At 34.2% G+C, this 22,631-nt stretch carries 16 protein-coding genes; 14 read left to right on the top strand and 2 right to left on the bottom strand.

Translation table 11 applies throughout. The features are described from left to right. Position 1 precedes the first annotated feature (1 nt). The 5 genes from recO (at position 2) to BM024_RS03440 (ending at position 6,432) form a co-directional block, all read left to right on the top strand. On the top strand, positions 2-718 hold the full coding sequence (recO, locus tag BM024_RS03460) for a DNA repair protein RecO (RefSeq protein WP_090678054.1): 717 nt from the start codon (positions 2-4) through the stop codon (positions 716-718). A gap of 123 nt (positions 719-841) precedes the next feature. Then, positions 842-4,243, top strand: coding sequence for an isoleucine--tRNA ligase (gene ileS / locus BM024_RS03455; RefSeq protein WP_090678053.1), 3,402 nt, complete (start codon positions 842-844; stop codon positions 4,241-4,243). A gap of 6 nt (positions 4,244-4,249) precedes the next feature. Then, positions 4,250-4,630 (top strand): TraR/DksA family transcriptional regulator, encoded by a 381-nt coding sequence (locus tag BM024_RS03450; protein WP_090678052.1) that lies wholly within the window; start codon positions 4,250-4,252, stop codon positions 4,628-4,630. A gap of 87 nt (positions 4,631-4,717) precedes the next feature. Next, positions 4,718-5,314 carry a lipoprotein signal peptidase gene (locus BM024_RS03445; RefSeq protein WP_090678051.1) on the top strand — a complete coding sequence of 199 codons (597 nt, stop codon included), beginning with the start codon at positions 4,718-4,720 and terminating at the stop codon, positions 5,312-5,314. A 257-nt stretch (positions 5,315-5,571) separates the two neighbouring features. Beyond that, positions 5,572-6,432 carry an RHS repeat domain-containing protein gene (locus BM024_RS03440; RefSeq protein ID WP_143077714.1) on the top strand — a complete coding sequence of 287 codons (861 nt, stop codon included), beginning with the start codon at positions 5,572-5,574 and terminating at the stop codon, positions 6,430-6,432. 51 nt (positions 6,433-6,483) lie between these two features. On the opposite strand, the gene BM024_RS03435 is transcribed toward BM024_RS03440, so the two are convergent. Beyond that, complete coding sequence (locus tag BM024_RS03435; RefSeq protein ID WP_090678049.1) at positions 6,484-7,047, bottom strand: 5-formyltetrahydrofolate cyclo-ligase; 564 nt, start codon at positions 7,045-7,047, stop codon at positions 6,484-6,486. After that, positions 7,040-7,993: a succinylglutamate desuccinylase/aspartoacylase family protein gene (locus BM024_RS03430; RefSeq protein WP_090678048.1), complete on the bottom strand. Its 954-nt coding sequence runs from the start codon at positions 7,991-7,993 to the stop codon at positions 7,040-7,042. Before BM024_RS03430 ends, BM024_RS03435 begins: the two co-directional genes overlap by 8 nt. A 133-nt stretch (positions 7,994-8,126) precedes the next feature. Here BM024_RS03430 and uvrC point away from each other — a divergent pair, with 133 nt between their 5' ends. From uvrC to BM024_RS03385, 9 genes are all read left to right on the top strand, one after another. Then, on the top strand, positions 8,127-9,926 hold the full coding sequence (gene uvrC, locus BM024_RS03425) for an excinuclease ABC subunit UvrC (RefSeq protein ID WP_090678047.1): 1,800 nt from the start codon (positions 8,127-8,129) through the stop codon (positions 9,924-9,926). A gap of 6 nt (positions 9,927-9,932) precedes the next feature. Continuing rightward, positions 9,933-12,134, top strand: a complete 2,202-nt coding sequence (locus BM024_RS03420) for a patatin-like phospholipase family protein (protein ID WP_090678046.1) — start codon at positions 9,933-9,935, stop codon at positions 12,132-12,134. A 306-nt stretch (positions 12,135-12,440) separates the two neighbouring features. Further along, complete coding sequence (locus BM024_RS03415; protein ID WP_090678045.1) at positions 12,441-13,607, top strand: homogentisate 1,2-dioxygenase; 1,167 nt, start codon at positions 12,441-12,443, stop codon at positions 13,605-13,607. Between the two features lie 28 nt (positions 13,608-13,635). Then, positions 13,636-14,796: a 4-hydroxyphenylpyruvate dioxygenase gene (hppD, locus tag BM024_RS03410; protein WP_090678044.1), complete on the top strand. Its 1,161-nt coding sequence runs from the start codon at positions 13,636-13,638 to the stop codon at positions 14,794-14,796. Positions 14,797-15,054: 258 nt separating this feature from the next. Further along, entirely contained in the window at positions 15,055-15,828 is a 774-nt protein-coding gene (locus tag BM024_RS03405; RefSeq protein ID WP_090678043.1) for a DUF3108 domain-containing protein, read from the top strand. Between the two features lie 2 nt (positions 15,829-15,830). Beyond that, complete coding sequence (locus tag BM024_RS03400; RefSeq protein WP_090678042.1) at positions 15,831-16,763, top strand: tryptophan 2,3-dioxygenase family protein; 933 nt, start codon at positions 15,831-15,833, stop codon at positions 16,761-16,763. 30 nt (positions 16,764-16,793) lie between these two features. Further along, the gene (locus tag BM024_RS03395) at positions 16,794-18,023 is read left to right on the top strand and encodes a M23 family metallopeptidase (RefSeq protein ID WP_090678041.1); all 1,230 of its coding nucleotides are present in this window, start codon (positions 16,794-16,796) and stop codon (positions 18,021-18,023) included. Further along, a complete protein-coding gene (gene pgi, locus BM024_RS03390) occupies positions 18,023-19,657 on the top strand; it encodes a glucose-6-phosphate isomerase (protein ID WP_090678040.1) in 1,635 nt (544 codons plus the stop codon). Before BM024_RS03395 ends, pgi begins: the two co-directional genes overlap by 1 nt. 99 nt (positions 19,658-19,756) lie before the next feature. Then, complete coding sequence (locus tag BM024_RS03385) at positions 19,757-22,567, top strand: TonB-dependent receptor (protein WP_090678039.1); 2,811 nt, start codon at positions 19,757-19,759, stop codon at positions 22,565-22,567. The last annotated feature ends 64 nt before the right edge of the window (positions 22,568-22,631 follow it).

Below are 22,631 nucleotides of genomic sequence, written 5' to 3'. Positions count from 1 at the left end.
GATGCAAGTGAAAACCAAGGCTTTGGTATTAAGTACTCTTAAATATCAAGACAAGAGCTTGATTGTTAAGTGTTATACGCAAGAAATGGGCATTCAGTCTTTTTTTGTAAGAAATGCTTTTACCAAATCAAAAAGTGGTTTAAGTATTGCTTATTTTCAGCCATTAACATTGTTGGAAATTGGTTTTGAATTCAAGAATAAAGGCGGGCTAGAGTATTTTAAAGAGGTTCGATTGTCTCATCCTTATCAAACTATAAGTTACGATTTTTCGAAAAGTAACATCGCAATATTTTTATCTGAAATTTTGTCGAATTCTATTAGGGAAGAGCAGATTGAAGAATCGTTATTTATGTTTTTAGAGACGGCTTTATTGTGGTTGGATACTCATGAGTCTATAGCAAATTTCCATCTGCTTTTTTTGGTTGAGCTTACTAAGTATTTAGGGTTTTATCCAGATTGTACTGGAATTGAGAAGGATTATTTTAATTGTATCGATGGTAGATTTTCGAGTTATTATGATGTGGGTGCTATTGAAAAGCAAGAAACGATTTTGTTTAAGAGGTTGCTTCAACATTCTTTTTTGAAAGACCAACGCATATTTAATGGAAAGGAACGAAATGTACTAGTCGATTTGTTGATGAGGTATTATGAATTGCATCTTAGTGAGTTTAGAAAACCAAAGTCTTTAGATGTGTTAAAAGAGGTTTTTTTGAATTGAAAAAGGTTTTTTGATGTATAAAGTCCTTAAAAAATAAGCTTTACTTTTATTACAATTTATAAATAAGGTTATTATTAAATGAAATTGTTTAATTTCGCACAACTGATAGAAATATAGATTAAAATGAGCACTAAATTTACTGAATATAAAGGTCTTGATTTACCTGGAGTAGCATCGGAGATTTTAGATTTTTGGCAACAACAATCGATATTCGATAAAAGTATTACCACAAGAGAGGGTAATACTCCTTACGTATTTTTCGAAGGTCCACCTTCTGCAAATGGGAAACCTGGAATTCACCACGTGATGGCTCGTGCAATTAAAGATATTTTTTGTCGATACAAAACTCAAAAGGGTTTTCAAGTTAAACGTAAGGCAGGTTGGGATACACATGGTTTACCTGTTGAACTAGGGACCGAGAAAGAATTGGGTATTACCAAAGAAGACATTGGTGTTAAAATAACTGTTGAAGAATATAACGAGGCTTGTAAGCGCACAGTAATGCGTTACACAGACTTGTGGAATGATTTGACTGAAAAAATGGGCTATTGGGTAGATATGGAAGATCCATATGTTACCTATAAGCCAAAATATATGGAATCTGTTTGGTGGTTATTGAAACAGATTTACGATAAGGATTTATTGTATAAAGGATATACTATTCAACCTTATTCTCCAAAAGCTGGTACTGGGTTGTCTTCTCATGAAATCAATCAACCTGGTAGTTATAGAGATGTTACAGACACGACTATAGTTGCACAGTTTAAAGCGATTGAAGATTCACTTCCAGAATTCTTACAGGGTTTAGGGGTTATCCATTTTTTAGCTTGGACAACTACTCCTTGGACATTACCGTCTAATACGGCATTGACTGTTGGTCCAAAGATTGACTATGTACTTGTAAAAACATACAATCAATATACTTTTGAACCTATTCAAGTAATTCTTGCAAAATCATTGGTTGGAAAGCAATTTGCTGGAAAATATGCAGTGGTTGAAACAGAAGATGAGGTTGCTGCTTATCAAGAGACTGATAAGAAGATTCCATTTTTAGTTGTTAAAGAGTTTAAGGGTGCTGACTTGGAGAATGTAAAATATGAGCAATTGTTGCCTTATGTTTTACCTTATCAAACACCTGAGAATGCGTTTAGAGTAATTCTAGGTGATTTCGTTACTACTGAGGATGGTACCGGTATTGTTCATACTGCACCAACTTTTGGAGCGGATGATGCAAAGGTTGCTAAAGAGGCAACTCCTGAAGTTCCACCAATGTTGATCTTGAATAAAGATGGTGAGGCTGTTCCTTTGGTGGATTTACAAGGGCGATTTGTCGATGCAATGGGCGATATGGCTGGTAAATATGTGAAGAATGAATATTATGATGATGGACAAGCACCAGAGCGTTCTGTTGATGTTGAAATCGCTATTCGATTGAAGGAAGAGAACAAAGCGTTTAAAGTTGAAAAATATGTTCACAGTTATCCTCATTGTTGGAGAACTAATAAACCTATTTTATATTATCCTCTAGATTCTTGGTTCGTGAAGGTTACAGAGGTTAAAGACCGTATGTTTGAACTGAATGAGACTATCAATTGGAAGCCTAAGGCTACTGGTGAAGGGCGTTTTGGTAATTGGTTGAAAAATGCTAATGACTGGAACTTATCTCGTTCTCGTTTCTGGGGTATTCCTTTGCCAATATGGAGATCGGAAGATAAAAAAGAAGAGATGGTTATCGGCTCTATGGAAGAGTTGATGTTAGAGATTGAAAAATCTATTCAAGCTGGAATTCAAAAAGAGAATCCTTTTCATTCTTTCGAAGTGGGCAATATGTCTGAAGAGAATTATGACAAGGTTGACTTACATAAGAATGTTGTTGATCAAATTGTTTTGGTTTCCCCATCAGGTAAACCAATGTTTAGAGAGTCAGACTTGATCGACGTTTGGTTTGATTCTGGTTCAATGCCTTATGCACAATGGCATTATCCTTTTGAAAACAGAGAGTTGATTGATGAAAATGGTGCATACCCTGCTGATTTTATAGCAGAAGGAGTGGATCAAACACGTGGATGGTTTTATACTTTGCACGCAATTGCTACTCTAGTTTTTGATACTAAGGCTTATAAAAATGTAGTGTCTAATGGATTGGTGCTTGATAAGAATGGATTGAAGATGTCTAAAAGTTTAGGTAATACGGTTGATCCATTTGAAACTTTAGCTGAACATGGTCCTGATGCAACGCGTTGGTATATGATCTCTAATGCAAATCCTTGGGATAATCTTAAGTTTGATTTAGAAGGTATAACAGAGGTTCGTAGAAAATTCTTCGGTACTCTTTATAATACGTATAATTTCTTTGCTCTTTATGCGAACATAGATGGTTTTACTTACAGTGAAAAGGATGTGCCTATTGAAAGACGTCCTGAAATAGACCGTTGGATTCTATCTGAGTTAAACTCATTGGTAAAAAGAGTTGATGAATATTATGGGGAATATGAACCTACGAAAGCAGCACGTGCTATTACTGATTTTGTAACTGAGAATCTAAGTAATTGGTATGTTCGCTTGTGTAGAAGACGTTTCTGGAAAGGTGAATATGCAGAAGATAAGATTGCTGCTTATCAAACTTTATACACATGTTTGATTACAGTTGCTAAATTAGGTGCTCCTATTGCTCCATTCTTTATGGATAAAATTTACAGAGACTTAACGCAAGCTACAGGTAAAGAAGATTTTGAATCTATACATTTGTCTGAATTTCCGAAAGTTGATGAATCTTTGATTGATGAGCGTTTGGAAAGTAAAATGGAAAAAGCACAGACAGTGTCTTCACTTGTATTGTCACTTCGTAAAAAGGAGATGATAAAAGTGCGTCAACCTCTTCAGAAAGTAATGATTCCTGTGTTGGACGACAGACAGAAAGAAGAAATAGAGGCTGTTGCTGATTTAATTATGGCAGAGGTTAATGTGAAAGAGGTTGAATTATTAGATGATGCTTCAGGAGTTTTGGTTAAGCAAATCAAGCCTAATTTCAAGACATTAGGACCTCGTTTTGGTAAGGAAATGGGACTTGTTGCAAAACAGATTCTAGCTTTTGGACAAGAAGAAATCGCAGAAATTGAGAAAAAAGGTGAAATAAGTATCCTCATATTGGGAAAAAGCAGTATCTTAACAGTTGAAGATGTTGAGATTTCTTCTCAAGATATCGAAGGGTGGTTGGTTGCAAGTTCTAATGGGATTACAGTAGCATTGGATATCACAATCAACGAGACTTTGAAAAACGAAGGGATTGCGAGGGAACTCGTAAATCGAATTCAAAACATTAGAAAGGATTCTGGTTTAGAAGTGACTGATAAAATTAAAGTTGTTTTACTAGAACAGAATGACATAAAAGAAGCCGTTTTGGCTAATGAAGAATATATCAAATCAGAGACATTGACTCATACTTTGGAGTTTGTTCAAGAACTAGAAGAAGGAGTTGAGGTTGAGTTTGATGAGCTAAAAACGAAAATATTAATCTTAAAATGAGCTATTATGGTAGGTGAAAACGTACGCTATTCTGATGCTGACTTGGCAGAGTTCAAAGTGTTAATTTTAGCTAAAATCGAAAAAGCGCAAGCTGATCTTGAATTGATCAAAAGTGCCTACATGAATGATTTAAATAACGGAACAGACGATACGTCTCCAACGTTTAAGGCATTCGAAGAAGGAAGTGAAACCATGTCAAAAGAGGCAAACTCTCAATTAGCTATTCGACAAGAAAAGTTTATTCGAGATTTGAAAAATGCCTTGATTCGTATTCAAAACAAAACATACGGAATTTGTAAGGTTACTGGAAAATTGATCAATAAAGAAAGACTAAAATTGGTGCCTCATGCGACTATGAGTATAGAAGCAAAAAACCAACAACGTTAGACTTTTGAAAAAAATAAAAAACGCTCTTCAAAGGAGCGTTTTTTTTATCTCCTAAAATAAATTACATTTGTTGCCAAACTCAAAAAAATGTCATTAAAGAAAGCTACCTTACTAGTACTAGTCATATTGATTATTGACCAGTGGTCGAAGATTTATATCAAAACGAATTTCCTTATGGATGAAGAGATTTTTGTCTTTGATTGGTTTAGAATTCATTTCATTGAAAATGAAGGAATGGCATGGGGGGTTGAATTGCCTGGTGATTATGGAAAATTGTTTCTAACATTGTTTAGAATTATAGCGGTTGGAGGAATCATTTATTGGTTGAATGACTCGGTAAAGAAACAGGCTTCTAATCTTCTAATTGTATCTATTTCATTGATTTTAGCGGGTGCTCTTGGTAATATTATAGATTCTGTTTTTTATGGGGTTATCTTTAATGAGAGCTATCACGAAGTTGCTACAATCTTTTCAAACGAACCTTATGGGACTTGGTTTCATGGACGCGTGGTAGATATGTTTTATTTTCCTATTTGGAGAGGTTATTTACCAGAGTGGTTACCGTTTTGGGGAGGTAAGTACTTCACCTTTTTTAATGCTATTTTTAATGTGGCTGATGCAGCTATCTCTATAGGGGTTGGTATTTTGATTGCTTTTAATAAAAGGATTTTTAAAAATAGTTAAACGACACGAATTAAGGTAATAGGTGATATTATCTAATATATAAGAATATGAAAAAACCACTTAGAAGAGATTCTCAGTGGTTTTTTTTATGCCATTTTTAGGGTTTAAGTAAAGATTGTAAGGGAAAGATTCTGGCTTGTCTAAATATGCATAGAGATAATGATTTTTTGTTTTTGTATCTTCTTAGGTATTTTGCCTCCGTATTTTTTAATCTCTTTGGTTAGATATTTTTATTTATGTACATTCGCAAAAAAAATATGAAAAAGTTTTTAAAGCCTTTAGCTTTTATGTTAATTGGAGTTGTTGGAATAGGTTGTTCTTCAGATGATAACTCGAATGGAGATAACGATAAAACGAAAGAATTGATCGTTTTAGAGTCGATGAATGTAGAAGAGTATGAATACGATGAACAAGGAGTAGCTACTGTAGACTGGAAAGAAAATCATGTATATAGTTATGATGAAAACGGTAGGTTGATTACGGTACAAGCGGAAGTGGATGATTTTTATGATGATATAATCGATAAGCAATATGTTTTGTTAGCACTAACTTATGATGACGCTGGATTTTTAAAAAAACTTAAAAGTGTAGATAGTGAAGGAAATGTAGATATTAGGGATTATGTGTTAACCTATGATGTAAATAACATGTTGGTTTCTTATGAAGAAAGCGTTGAAAATGAGCGTGTTTTTTATAAGTATAACGATAAAAAGCAAGTAGTTGAGTTTAAACAATTATTAGAAGGAGATAACGACTATATAGAAAGTTATTCATACAATGAGGCTGGACAACTGGCTAAGGCTGAAAATGATGATATTGGTACTAATCACTATTCTTACGACACTAAAAATAACCCTTATTTGAATATGGTTATTAATCTTTCTATGGAAAGAGTTGGTGATTTTCTAGAGGATCCATTTGTGTTTAAACCTATAAACAATGTAGTTAAAGTTGTTTCATTTAACAAGTATATGGGAAGTACAGAGAATCTTATTCTTGAGCATGAATACAATACAGATGGTTTTCCAGTAAAGACTTCTTATTATCAAGAAGGTAATAAATCACAAATAGAAACTAAAGTTTCTTTTGTTTATAAGAAAGTGAAAGTAGCTAAATAGTCAATAAATAGAAACTGCCCAGAGATAACTTTGGGCAGTTTTTTTTATAAGCTAAAATTTATAAACTCCTTTTGGGGTTACACAATAGTCTAAAGGGATGTCGTTTTCAGAGATCTCTGTGATTTGTTCTTCTGCTTCGAAAAAGCTCAGTCCTACTTTTATAGTGTTTGGAGAGCATAGGCTTAAAAATCTATCGTAAAATCCTTTTCCATAACCTACTCGATTTCCTGATTTGTCAAAAGCTAAAAGGGGAACAAAGACCACCTCGATATCTGTTTCCGCTATTTTAAATCCATTAATGGGTTCTGGGATACCGTATGAGTTTACTTTTAGAATGGTGTTGTCGGTGAGTAGAAAGTGCTCCATTGTACCGTCTTTAAAATTGGATTTTGACAGTATAGTGTTTTTGTCTTTACCTGTTAAGATGTGTAATATAAATTCGGTATTGATTTCTTTTTTATTGGCGATACTTAGAAATAAGTGATAGTTTGAGAAATTCCAAATCGGCAATTTTAACGTCTGATTTGCAATGTCTATGCTTAGGTCTTCAGCTTCTCCTAAGGTGAGCTGATTTCTAAGTTCTATATACTTGTTTCTAATTTCTGATTTAGTCATGTTTTATTTTTTTTGAGATATGAAAAATAGCGTCTCCTTGATATACAATTGGAACGTCATTTACATTGATGATATAACCTTCGTGTGGGGCTTTTATTAAGGCTGATTCTTTTCCATATGGATCTGCAATAGAGGCTAGAATTGTTCCTTTTTTTACAAAAGTGTTAACTGAGATTTGATCGATTAGCAGACCTGATACTTTGGCGCGCATCCAAGCTGAGTTGGTTATAGTGGTCATTTTATCTTGTGGTTCGGTAATTTCAAATTGGTCGCGTAACATTCCAAAGTGATTTAAGAATCGCATGGTTCCTTCTATTCCTATTGTTGATATGTTGCTATTAATGTCCATTGATTTTCCTCCTTCGAATAAAAGTGCTTTGATTCCTTTTTTGCTACAAGCACTTCTAAATGAACCTGAAATATTATTGGAGTACAAAAGGAATGGAGGATGGAATATTTTTGCAAGATCTTCTAGTTCATCATTTCCTGGGGCAACTCGAAGTTGGGCTGCGTTAAATCTACTTTGTCCTCCTGCATGAAAGTCGATTACATAATCTACAAGCGGTAAGATATAATTTACAAGATGATAGGCAAATCGAGAGGCAAGGGAACCGTTTTTACTCCCTGGAAACATCCTGTTTAAGTCTCGTCCATCGGGAAACTCTCTGGTTTTATTAATGAATCCGAAAATGTTTATGACAGGAATGCATATTATAGTTCCTCTTTTTGGAATGTTTATTTTTTTAAATATGATTTGACGTACTATGTCTATTCCGTTCAATTCATCTCCGTGTAATCCTGAAGATAATAATACGGTTGGTCCATCTATTTTAGAACGGGATACAATTATTGGAATCTTTAATTTAGTAGCTGTATGGAATTTCGCTATCTCTAAATTAATTGTTTTGGTTTCCCCCGGTTGTACAATCTCGTTTAAAATTTTCATGTTTTTAATGCTGTGTCATTAGGAGTGGTGAAAATACTAAATATTCAAACTACATTTATAGTAGGACTAAGAATTTGTTTTAAGAAAAGAAGCCTTATTTTTGTTAGACTATTTACGAAAATAAAAAAGATTTATGTCTATTCCTACTGCTTTAGAGCTTCAGATTCAAACCTTGCCAGATCAACCAGGTGTTTATCAATATTTTGATAAGGATGAGAAAATTCTATATGTTGGTAAGGCTAAGAATATTAGAAAAAGAGTTTCTTCTTATTTTAATAAGATACATGATAATGCGAAAACCAATGTATTGGTTCGAAAAATAGTGTCTATTAAACATATTGTTGTTCCTACTGAGACTGATGCTCTTTTATTGGAAAATAATCTTATAAAAAGATTACAGCCTCGTTATAATGTGTTGCTAAAGGATGACAAATCTTATCCATGGATTTGTATTAAACGAGAGCCGTTTCCCAGGGTTTTTTCTACTCGTAGAATGGTAAAGGATGGGTCAGAGTACTTTGGTCCTTATACAAGTGTGAAAACGGTTTATACTTTGTTGGATTTGATTAAGGAGTTGTATCCATTGCGCACTTGTAACTATGATCTTTCTCAAACTAATATTCGCAATGGAAAATACAAAGTCTGTTTGGAATATCATATTGGGAATTGTCAAGGTCCGTGTGAGGAGTATGAAACGGAAGCTTCTTATGACAAAAAGATTGTGGCTATACGAGATTTATTAAAGGGTAATTTCAAGGAAAATCTTAAGGAGTTTAAGGTTCTAATGATGAATTTGGCTTCGGAAATGAAATTTGAAGAGGCTCAAAAGATAAAGGTAAAAATTGAGGCATTAGAAAACTATCAATCTAAGTCAACTATTGTGAATCCTAAAATCACCAATGTTGATGTCTTTTCTATTGTTTCTGATGAAGTTGCTGGTTATGTAAATTTTTTGCAAGTATCTCATGGTGCTATCATTCGATCTCATACTATGGAATTGAAGAAAAAATTAGATGAGACAGATTCGGAATTGTTGGAGTTGGCAATTATTGAACTGCGTGATCGATTTAACTTATTGTCCAAAGAGATTATAGTACCTTTTGAGGTTGAGCTTGGTGAAGGGGTTCAAATAACAGTTCCAAAATTGGGAGATAAGAAGCAACTGTTGGATTTGTCTGAAAGGAATGCGAAGTATTATCGTATGGATCAGATGAAGCAAATTAAGATTGTTGATCCTGAACGCCATGTAAATCGCATCATGCAACAGATGAAAAAGGATCTGCGATTGCCGTTTGAACCAAGGCATATTGAGTGTTTTGATAATTCAAATATTCAGGGTTCTCACCCGGTTGCTGCTTGTGTTGTGTTTAAGGATGGAAAACCAAGTAAAAAGGACTATAGGCATTTTAATATAAAAACTGTTGAGGGGCCTAATGATTTTGCTTCTATGGAAGAGATTGTTTACAGGAGATATAAGAGATTATTAGATGAGAATTTAGAGTTGCCACAGTTGATTATTATCGATGGTGGGAAGGGACAGTTATCTTCTGCATTAAAGAGTTTGGATAAATTGGGGATTCGTGGTAAAGTGTCTATACTGGGTATTGCGAAACGTTTAGAAGAGCTGTTTTACCCCGATGATAGTATACCTCTTTATTTAGATAAAAAATCGGAGACTTTAAAAGTTATTCAGTATCTTAGAAACGAGGCTCATCGCTTTGGTATATCGTTTCATAGAGACAAGAGAAGTAAAGGTGCTTTGGAGAGTTCATTGGATGAAATACCTGGGATTGGTGTTAAAACAAGGGAGCTTTTGTTACAGCACTTCAAATCTGTAAAGCGTATTAAGGAAGCTTCAGAAAGTGAATTACAAGCTGTTGTCGGAGCTTCAAGAGCCTTAAAAATAAGAAAATATTATCACCCTAAAGACTAACGATCTATGAAAAGAGGAATAATTATACTGTGTTTTTTATTGATGGGAAATATCCTCTTTGCTCAGACTGAGAAAAAGCCTAAGATTGGTTTGGTTTTAAGTGGTGGTGGGGCGAAAGGATTGGCTCATATTGGAGTATTGAAGGTTTTGGAAGAGGAGGGGATTGAAATAGATTATATTGCAGGGACTAGTATGGGGGCAATTATTGGGGGTTTATATGCTTCTGGATATACTGCGTCTGAATTGGATTCTATCTTTGGAAGTGTGGATGCAGACGCGCTTGTTCGCGATTATATTCCTCGAATTTCAAAGTCTTTTTATGAAAAAAGAAACGATGAAATCTATGCGTTAACCTTGCCTTTTGAAAGATTTAGAATTGGTGTTCCTAGGGCTTTTTCTAAGGGGATGTATAATTATAATTTATTGAGTAGATTGTTGGCTCATGTTCGATACGAAAGAGATTTTAACAAGTTGAAAATTCCTTTTCTCTGTATTGCTACCGATATGGAATCGGGAGAAATGGTGGTTTTGAGAAAAGGGAGTTTACCGCAGGCGATTCTTGCGAGTGGGGCTTTTCCCTCCTTGTACTCTCCTGTTGAGATAGATGGAAAATTACTTATAGATGGAGGGGTCGTGAATAATTACCCGATTGCAGAGTTGAGAGAGATGGGAGCAGATATTGTTATTGGTGTTGATGTGCAAGATGGGTTGAAAAAGAGAGAGGATATTCAAAGTGCGCCCGATTTGTTACTTCAGATATCTAACTTTTCGATGTACCACAATATGGAAGAGAAAAAAGCTGATACTGATGTTTATATCAAGCCGAATATTTCTGGTTATAGTGTAGTTTCATTTGAGCAGGGTAAGGAAATTATTAAAAGAGGGGTGGAAGCTGCCAAAAAAGAAATTGTGAAGTTGGATTCGTTGAAAAAGAATGAGTCTATAGCAAATGAATTTGAAAGAAGTGTTCCCAAGTTTACGGACTCTTTGCATATAGGTGCAATACAGGTTGTAGGTCTAGAGGATTATACAAGACGCTATGTATATGGTAAGTTAGGATTTGTGCCAGGGCAGTCTATTACCTATCAAGATTTAGGTCAAGGGATTGATAGGTTGAATGGTACTCAAAACTTTAGTGCTATTTCTTATAAGTTTGAGGCTGATGGTGACAAGGATATTTTTAAATTGAATGTGATTGAAAACCCAATAAAAAGATATTTAAAGCTTGGGTTGCATTATGATGGATTGTATAAAAGTGCTGCTTTAGTTAATGTTACACAAAAAAAGTTGTTGTTTAAAAGTGATGTCGCATCATTGGATGTTGGGCTTGGTGATAATCTTCGCTTTAACCTAAATTATTATGTTGATAATGGGTTTTATTGGAGTGTTGGTTTTAATTCGAAATTCAATCAGTTTAATAAAACTCTTCAAATGCCAGAGGATAATTTTCTGGATGGTTTTAGCAAGAACATTAACGTTGATTACAAAAAATTGAGTAACCGACTTTTTTTCCAGACTTATTATGCGCAGAAAATATTGTTGGGTGTGGGTATTGAGCATTCTTTCTTAGATGTTGGTAGCAAAACCTACAGTGCAGATATCTCTAAGTTTGATAAAAGTCATTACCTCTCTGGATTCGCAAATTTAAGGTTTGATACTTATGATAATAAATACTTTCCAAGAAGTGGTTTTGTTTTTAAAGGAGAGTTTAACCATTATTTTTATTCGAGCGATTATACGGAAACATTTGAGAATTTTTCCATTGTTCGTGGTGAATTAGGATATGCGTATCCCGTCATGAAAAATCTTACTTTGGATCTTAGGTCGAGAGTTGGGATGACTATTGGAACGGAACCTAATCCTTTGTTTAATTTCTATATGGGAGGATATGGGTTTGAAGAGAGTGATAATATACTTAGTTTTTATGGATACGATGCTATGGGGATTTTTGATAATTCATTTATTAGCGGTAGGATTCAATTGGATTATGAGATAATCAAAAAGCATCATATTAATATTGCGGCCAATTATGCGAATGTTGGAAGATCGTTGTTTGAAAGTATGGATTGGTTTTCAAAACCTGAATACAATGGTTATGCTTTGGGATATGGATTTCAAACATTGATAGGACCTATTGAGGTTAAACATTCTTGGTCTCCTGATACAAAGAATCACTACACTTGGTTTGCTATAGGTTTTTGGTTTTAATTGCAATAAAAGTATGATTGTAGTGTTAAAAACTGTTGTTTTTATTTGAATTAAAGGTAATTTTATATTGTAAATTTTTTAGGGTTTTTCACAGTGTGAATTTTGCATGACAATCTGTACTCATTATCACAAAATATATTTAAGAATTAAATTTGGATAATTCATTTTAATTTCGATATTTGTGTGATTATGAAAACACAATGGGACGGTTTATTGGCTTTTGTTAAGTTCCTCATCAAGAGAAATCCTGAATGAGAGAAAGTTACTATAGATAAATTTATTTTCAACCAAAAACTATAAGTAATTATGCCATTATATCACCAGTTAGGGGAAATCCCCCCAAAGCGTCATACAATTTTCCGAAAACCTAATGGAGATTTGTATTATGAACAATTGTTTGGAACAGTTGGTTTTGACGGAATGTCTACCAATATGTATCACGAACATCGACCAACTCAAGTAAAGGAGATTCTAAAGCAATATAGTGTTGCTCCTAAGATCGCAATTGCGAACAATATAAAATCATATCGTTTACGTGGGTTTCAAGTTCAACCAGAAGATGATTTCTTGGAAAGCCGAAAAGCAGTTCTTACCAATAGTGACTGTACCATTGTGTTGGCTGCACCAAGAAAATCAACGGATGACTATTTTTATAAAAATACGGATTCAGATGAATTGATTTTTATACATAAAGGAACAGGAACTCTAAGAACCGTTTTAGGAAATCTTACTTTTAGTTATGGAGACTACTTATTAGTGCCGAGAGGTGTTATTTATAAGATAGACTTCGATACAGAAGATAATCGTTTGTTTATTGTTGAATCTAAACAGCCGATTTATACTCCCAAACGTTATCGAAATTGGTTTGGACAGTTAATGGAGCACTCTCCTTTTTGTGAGCGTGACATCCGTAGACCGGATCATCTTGAAACTTATGATGAGAAAGGTGAGTTTATGATTAAGGTTAAGAAAAAAGACGAAATTTTTGAAATGATTTATGCTACTCATCCATTTGATGTAGTGGGGTACGATGGATATAATTATCCGTATGCATTTTCAATTCATGATTTTGAACCTATAACAGGTAGAATACATCAACCACCTCCAGTGCATCAGACATTTGAAGCAGGTGGATTCGTGGTGTGTTCATTTGTTCCAAGACTATATGATTATCATCCAAATTCGATACCAGCTCCTTATAATCATAGTAATATTGATAGTGATGAGGTGTTGTATTATGTTGATGGAGATTTCATGAGTAGAAATGATGTTGGACCTGGACATATTTCTTTACATCCTGCGGGTATACCTCATGGTCCACACCCAGGGGCTGCGGAACGTTCTATCGGTCACACTAAAACAGAAGAACTAGCCGTTATGGTTGATACTTTTAAACCTTTAATGGTGACGGAAGAAGCGATGAAGATTGCTGATGAAACTTATTATCAATCATGGTTAGAGCCAGAAAAATAGAATATTAATACAAGCAAAACTATACTAAATGAAAAAAGAAGTAAAGTCAGTGGAATTTGGCTTAGAGAAGATTTTTGAAGGAGCTCAAGATTTCCTGCCTCTATTGGGGACAGATTATGTAGAATTTATTGTTGGAAATGCTAAACAAGCAGCACATTTTTATAAAACAGCTTTTGGATTTCAATCACTTGCTTATGCAGGTTTGGAAACTGGGGTAAGAGACCGTGCTTCTTATGTGTTAGTTCAAGATAAAATTAGGATTGTACTTACGACTCCTCTAACAGCTGAGTCGGAATTGAATGATCATATTGTAAAACATGGAGACGGTGTTAAAGTTGCCGCTTTGTGGGTTGAAGATGCTAGACAAGCATATGAAGAAACAATCAGCCGTGGTGCAAGGTCTTATATGGAGCCTATTGTTGAGAAAGATGAGTTTGGAGAAACTGTTCGTGCAGGTATCTATACTTATGGGGAAACTGTACATATGTTTGTAGAAAGAAAGAACTATACAGGAGTTTTCTTACCAGGTTTTGTTGAATGGAAAAGTGATTACAACCCTGAGTCGGTTGGATTGAAGTACGTTGACCATATGGTTGGAAATGTGGGATGGAATGAAATGAATGTATGGGTTAAGTGGTATGAAGATGTTATGGGGTTTGTGAACTTCTTATCGTTTGATGATAAACAAATTAATACAGAGTATTCTGCATTGATGAGTAAGGTAATGTCGAATGGTAATGGAAGAATTAAATTTCCAATTAATGAACCAGCAGAAGGTAAAAAGAAATCTCAGGTTGAAGAATATTTAGATTTCAACAACGGAGCGGGTATTCAACACATTGCTGTAGCTACTGATGATATTATTACAACGGTTGCTGCTATGAAGAGTAGAGGGGTTGAGTTTTTGTCGGCACCTCCACAATCTTACTACGATATGATTCCTGAAAGACTTGGGGAGCATAGAGATATGATGAAAGAAGATATTACTGAGTTACAAAAGCTGGGTATTATGATAGATGCTGACGAAGAGGGATATTTATTGCAAATATTTACAAAGCCAGTAGAAGATAGACCGACACTTTTCTTTGAGGTTATTCAAAGAATGGGGGCTAGAGGATTTGGTGCAGGAAATTTTAAAGCACTTTTTGAATCAATTGAGCGCGAGCAAGAAAAACGCGGAACTCTTTAAAATTCAGTTAAGTAAAACTTAAAATACCGTATAAATCAACCTACAGAGTTAAAGGTGAGTTAAATGTAAAAAACTAACTTTTTTAACTTGGAAAAAACTATACATTTGCACTCGCAAAAATGGGGTAATTATAGGCCTCATTTGAGTGTAATAAATTTTTCATAATTTATAGTTTTTTGGTTGGTTAATAGCATAAAAACTCAGTCATATTTTGGCTGGGTTTTTTTGTTTCTTATTTTTGAAGTAAAAACCTAAACTATGAAAAAAACACTTTTCTTATTAATAGCTCTGCTCTGGAGCTCGATTTCTTTGGTCGCACAAACTAATAAAGTGTTTGACTCGGGTGAATATTTCAAGTTTAAAATCAGTTATGGTATAATTAATGCTGGTGTAGCAACGTTAAAGCTTAGCGATACTGTTATTAATGGCACGGCTTTATATCATGCGAAAGGATATGGATATACGACAGGTGCTACTAAGTTTTTTTTCAAGGTGGAAGATGATTATCAAAGTTATTTTGAAAAGAAACAAGTTAAGCCACATCAGTTTATTAGAAAAATTGATGAAGGTGGATATACAAAGGACCAGAAAGGTTTTTTCAATTATAAAAACAATACGGTATTAGTAAAAGACTTTGAGAAAAATAAGGAGAATACGTATCCTATACACAATCAGGTTCAGGATATAGTTTCTGCTTTTTATTATCTGAGAAAGCATCCTAAGATAAAAACTTTGAAGAGTGGAGAGTCTATCGAAATCGATATGTTTTTTGATGGTGAAATCTTCACTTTTAAGCTTAAATACTTGGGTAATGAAAAACTAAAAACTAAGTTTGGGACCTTGGAAACTATGAAGTTCCAACCTTATGTACAGGCAGGCCGTGTTTTTAAAGCAAAAGAGAGTTTAATGGTTTGGGTTACAGCGGATGAGAATAAAGTACCAGTACGTATTAGGGCGAGCTTATTAGTAGGTTCCTTAAAAGCAGAATTAGAAGATTATAAAGGATTAGTGAATCCATTGAAAAAAATATAAAAATGACAAACAACCAAAAAACTCAAGAACAACTATCTGCTTTAGATGATAAGTTTAAGGCGATTGGACAAAAAACAGAAATACATTTAGAAGGTCTTCGATGGGCGAAACCCATTACATATTGGGATTATATTCAAACTGATGCTTTGTTAGGGTTGCAAATTCAACGTACTACTTTACCTGATGAGAATGTGTTTATTATGTATCATCAAGTAAATGAATTATTGTTTAAAATGATTCTTTGGGAATTAAACCAAATAGCTGACGAGGAGAATATTTCTACAGCAGTGTTTACTGATAAGCTAATGCGCATTAGTAGATATTTCGATATGCTAACTAGTTCTTTTGTGATCATGAAAGACGGAATGGATGTTGAGCAGTATCTAAAATTTAGAAATACTCTTACGCCTGCTAGTGGATTTCAAAGTGCACAGTATCGCTTAATTGAGTTTGGTTCTACTGATTGGGTTAATCTAATTGACAAGCGGTATGTTGATAAAATTCAAGATACTACGACAGAAGAAGAAGGCTTGGAGCTAATGTATTGGCAAGCGGCAGGTAAGGATTATGCTACTGGAAAGAAATCATATTTATTGGATCAGTTTCAGAAGAAATACAGTGAAAGTTTCGTTAAAGCTATGAAAGACTATGAAAAAACAAATTTATGGCAGAAATTTGTAAGTCTTCCCGAAGATGCTAGAAATGATGAAGAACTTATCAGAGCAATGAAGCATTACGATAAAACAGTTAATGTTACATGGGTATTAGGGCATTTTAAAACTGCATTAAAATACTTAGAGAGTACACCAGTGCCAAAAGAAGCTACAGGAGGTAGTGATTGGAAGAAGTATATGTTGCCTAAATATCAACGAAGAATATTCTTTCCGGAATTATGGTCTGCTGAGGAATTGGAACGTTGGGGAGAGGAAGATTAAAGAGTCAATAAAAAACAAAAAATAATAATATTGAAGTATTTAGCCTATCTCGTTATTGCATTAACAGTAATATCGTGTAAAAAATCAGTTGAAGTAGAATCTGTGGTTCCTCAAGAACCTATAGAAGAAGTGGTAGCAGAGGTTTATGGATTTAATTTAAAAGATTACGAACTCATTGAGGATACTATCCGTAATGGTGATAATCTTGGAAAAATATTTGCTGACAACAATTTAAATGCCACAGAAGTTCACAATGTAATTGAGAAAGTAAAAGACAGTATTAATGTTAGAAATATCAGGATAGGGCAAACTTATGCGCTTTTAAAGTCAAAGAAAGAAGAGAATAAATTAGCTGCTTTTATCTATCATCCTAATAAGATGGGATATCAGGTTATCGACTTGAGAGATTCTGTACATGCTTATACAAAAATGTATCCTGTTAGTATTAAGCGAAGAACTATTACTTCAACAATTGATGGCTCTCTATCTGTGAGTTTACAGAAACAAGGGGTAGACCAAACTCTAGCGACACGAATGTCGCAAATCTTTGCGTGGTCGATTGACTTTTTTAAGTTGCAACCAGAAGATAGATTTGCGGTAACAATTGAAGAAAAATATATCAATGATACAGTCTATATTGGAATAGAAAAGATAGATGCTGCCTATTTTAATTATAGAGGAAAGGATTTGTATTCTTTTCCTTACAAAAGACCTGGAAGTAAAGGGATAGAATATTATGATGAAGAAGGAAAGCCTATGAAAAGTATGTTTTTAAAAGCTCCATTAAAGTTCTTTCACATTACTTCTAGGTATAGTAAAAATAGATTTCATCCCGTTCAGAAGCGTTGGAAAGCACATGGAGGAACTGATTATGCGGCTCCTTCAGGTACACCTATTATGGCTACTGCATCTGGTGTTGTTGAGAGGGCTGGTTATACTGCGGGAAATGGGAACTATGTTAAAGTTAGACATAATGGAACTTATTCTACTCAATATCTACACATGTCTAAAATTCTCGTGAAAAATGGTCAGTATGTAAATCAGGGAGATGTTATTGGAAGGGTTGGTAGTACAGGATTGGCTACGGGACCCCATGTGTGTTATCGTTTTTGGAAGAATGGTGTACAGGTAGATCCTTTGAACCAAGTGTTGCCAAATTCTGAACCTATGGATAAGAAAGATATACCTGCTTATCAGGCACATATAAAGCAGTTGAAAATAGAATTAGATCAAGTTATTACAGGAAAAAACACCCAATAATGATTCGTAATATAAATCCTTCGGGTACAGTGTCTTGGCATAAGTTACGTAACCATTTTCAAGAAATGGAATACGTTAGAATGCAAGATTTATTTGCAGAGGACTCGGAAAGAGCTTCGAGGTTCCATGTGAAATGGAATGAATTATTGTTTGATTATTCTAAAAATAAAATTTCAGAAGAAACGCTCAGGTTGCTTGTTGATTTAGCGGAAGAAGTAGGTTTGAAAAAAGCTATTTCTGATATGTTTGAAGGAGTGCGTATTAATGTGACTGAAAACAGAGCGGTTCTTCATACAGCATTACGTGATTTTTCAGACAAGCCTATAATGGTTGATAGTTTCGATGTTAAGAATGAAATTGTTGCTGCTAGAAAACAAATAAAAAGTTTTACTGAAGAGTTTATATCTGGGAATTATAAAACATCGAATGGACAAAAGTTTACAGATGTTATTAATGTTGGTATTGGTGGTTCTGACTTGGGGCCTAAAATGGTTGTTAATGCCTTAGAGAATTATCGAAATGATATTGGGGTTCATTATATCTCAAATGTTGATGATGATTATTTGTATGCAACATTAGATAAGTTAGATCCAAAGACTACTTTGGTTTTAATTGTTTCTAAAACTTTTACAACTCAGGAAACCATTGAAAACGCTAAACGAATTAAAGGTTGGTTGGAAGTTGGTCTAGATGGAGTTGGTGTTGATAGACATATGGTAGGGGTTACAGCATCATATGAAGAAGCTGTGAAATTCGGAGTGTCAACTGATAATGTTTTTCCAATGTGGGATTATGTTGGGGGACGCTTTTCTTTGTGGAGTGCGGTTGGACTTTCTATTAGTTTAGCAGTAGGTTATAAAAATTTCGAAGAGTTGTTATTGGGAGCAAACGAACTGGATGAACACTTTAAGAATAGTTCATTTGAAGAGAATATCCCTGTTTTAATGGCATTGCTTAGTATTTGGTATAATAATTTTTACGGATATGAAACAGAAGCAGTTGTTCCTTATTCCCAATTGTTAGAACGCTTTCCTGCCCATTTGCAACAGATGATAATGGAAAGTAATGGTAAAAATAAGACTAGAGATGGTTATCCTGTAAATTATCAAACTGGTACATTGATTTGGGGTGAGGTTGGAGTATCTGCCCAACATGCTTTTTTTCAGTTGTTCCACCAAGGGACTAAAGTTATACCTATTGACTTTATTGGTTTTGTTAATCCATTTATTGGAAGGGAAAATAGTAATCACGATATCTTGATGTCAAACTTTTTTGGACAATCTGAGGCTTTATTGAATGGTAAAGTTGGAGAGGGGTATTCAGAAGATAGTAATAATGAGAATTTAAGTAGTTTTAAAGAGTTTTATGGGAATAAACCTTCAAATACTTTGTTGATTGAGAGTTTAACTCCGCGAAGTTTGGGGGCACTTATTGCTTTATATGAGCATAAAACTTATGTTCAAGGAATTATTTGGAACATTTTTAGCTTTGATCAATTTGGAGTGGAGTATGGTAAATTTTTGGCTAAAAATATACAATCAGAAATAAAACAAGGTATTATTAATAAACATGATAGTTCTACGTCCTTTTTGTTGAATTATTATTTGTCTGAAAAAAATCATAAAGAGCTGTAATATAGTAGTTAAGATCAAATGGTAATGTTTGCTTAACAATAGTTGTTTTTCTTTTTGTAGTTTTGCAGTGAAAATAAATTTATCACTTACACTTACAAAATGAAAAACTTGAAGAACTGGATGTTTTCGCTAGTGACTTTGTTCATGGCGGTGTCCGCACTTTCACAAACACAACTTACAGGTATTGTATTGGATGGGGAAATCAATTCTCCACTACCTGGTGCTACTGTTGTCATTAAAGGAACAACAAATGGTACGTCTTCTGATTTAGACGGAAAATTTGCATTGTCTTCCTCTGTTGCTACAGGACAAGTAGAAGTATCTTTTATTGGATACCAAACACAAGTAGTCTCTTTCAAAGGAACGGGACAAAATATCGACTTGGGAGTTATTTCCTTAAATGTTGATGGAAATTTATTAGATGATATTGTTATTATGGGGGTGGCTGATATTGCCAAAGACCGTAAAACACCAGTAGCTGTTTCTACAATTAAAGCTGCTGAAATTCAAGAGAAATTAGGGTCTCAAGAGTTTCCTGAACTTTTGAATACGACACCTTCTGTTTATGCTTCAAAAGGAGGCGGAGGATTTGGTGATTCTAGAATTAGCATTCGTGGTTTCGACCAAAAAAACATTGCTGTAATGGTAAACGGTATGCCTATTAACGATATGGAAAACTCTTCTGTTTATTGGTCTAACTGGGCAGGATTATCAGATGTTACTTCAGCAATGCAAGTTCAACGTGGTTTAGGGTCTTCTAAACTTGCGATCTCTTCAATAGGAGGAACAATTAATGTTTTAACTCGTACTTCTGAAGCTCGCGAAGGAGGGGCTCTTTCTATGGGAGTTGGAAATGATAATTACTTTAAATCATTAGCCTCTTATAATACGGGAATTTTAGAAAATGGACTTTCTGCTTCCGTTTTATTAGGACATACATTTGGAGATGGATATGTACAAGGAACTAACTTTAGTGGAAGTAACTACTTTGTTGGTTTAGGATACAAATCTAAAAATGATAAGCACAATTTACAATTTACTTTTACTGGAGCACCTCAAACGCACAGTCAAAGATATAGCTATGTTACTTTAGATCAGTTTATCGAACGTGGAGAGAATGGAGAGCCTAATAGGAGATATAATGCTGATTGGGGATATTTGAATGGAGAGAGATATAGTGCTAGAGAAAACTATTATCACAAACCTGTGATGTCATTAAACTATGACTGGAATATCAACGAAACTACAAAATTAGGAACTGTTGTATATGGTTCTTGGGGCCGTGGTGGAGGTGGTGGACTAATAGGTAGTATAGATGGTGGAATTAATCCTAAAAATGGAAAACCTATTAGTTATTCACCTACAAATGCAGAAGTTCGTGATGAATATGGTCAATTACGTATGGATGATATTGTTTCTTACAATAGAGGTGTTGATAATCAATTTGGTGGATCTGTTAAAGGAAGTTCAATTAATGAAAAATACAGTGGTTTTACAAAGATGAACTCTGTAAACTCGCATGACTGGTATGGTACTGTTATTAATTTGAATAAGAAATTGGGAGAAAGTTTTACACTTGATTTTGGTGTAGATGCAAGAACTTATAAAGGATATCACTTTAACAACGTATCTGATTTCTTAGGTGCTACAGGATATAAAGAAATGGGTAATAAAAACTTCGCTAATGGGTATGAAGTAACGAATAGTTATGGATCAAAGGTTAGTTATAATCCTTGGGCTTCTAAGAATAATGATGGAGTAACTCAATATAACAATGATGGAAATGTTCGTTGGTATGGAGGATTTACTCAATTAGAATATTCAAAAGACAACTTTACTGCTTTTGTTCAAGGAGCTATATCTAATCAAGATTTTCAACGTGTTGACCATTTTGTGAATAAGGAAGATCCTGGAACTTACAAGGATGGTACTGCTAAACCTGAATGGAAAACATCTTGGAAAAGTATTCTAGGTGGTAATGTTAAAGGAGGTGTGAATTATAATATTGATGATAACCACAACGTATTTGGTAATGTTGGTTATTACTCTAAACAACCATTCTTTAATGGTGTGTATATTAATAATACAAACGTATTGAATCCAGACTTGATGAATGAAAAAATATTCGGAGTAGAATTAGGATATGGTTTTCGTTCAGCTGTTTTCAATGCTAATGTAAATGTTTATAGAACTTCATGGGAAGATCGTATTGAAAGAAAAAGCACAAGTGTGACGATTGTAGATGCTAATGGTGTTGAGAAATTGCAGAATGCTAATGTTCAGCTAAATGGTTTGGCGCAATTGCACCAAGGTGTTGAAGTTGACTTCAATATTAGACCTACAGGTTCTTTAACTATTAATGGTGCTTTCTCTTATGGAGATTGGACATATACGAAAGATGTGAGTAATGCTACTATTTTAGATAGAGACACTAACGAGGTTCTATTAGATGCGAATGGTAATCCTATGATTAAACATCTATACTTGGATGGGTCTAAAGTAGGGGACGCTCCTCAGTTAACAGCTAGTTTAGGTGTAGACTATAGAATTGTTGGAGGATTAAAAGTAGATGGTACTTTCCGTTTTGTTGATAAATTATACTCTAAAATTGATGTTATGGCATCTGAGAAAAAGGATGCTTTAGGAGCTCTAGAATTACCAAGCTTCAACTTGTTTGATTTAGGTTTGACTTATACTATGAATGTAGGTAAGGATAAGAAAAACAGCGTTGTATTTAGAGCTAATGTTAATAATGTTTTTGATACAATATATATATCTGAATCTAATACTTCAACTCGTGCAGGTGATAAATATGCAACAGGTGAATCTTGGAAAGGAATTGATACTGGAAATCAAGTTTGGTTTGGTACTGGAAGAACTTGGAATGCTACATTGCGTTACAACTTCTAGTATTTAATACTATAAAAATTTGTAAAAGCCATTCAGAAATGAGTGGCTTTTGTTTTTGATATCC

It is taken from the genome of Myroides guanonis (genome assembly GCF_900114085.1).
Lineage (GTDB): Bacteria > Bacteroidota > Bacteroidia > Flavobacteriales > Flavobacteriaceae > Flavobacterium > Flavobacterium guanonis.
This window is presented reverse-complemented; position numbering and strand designations above follow the sequence as displayed.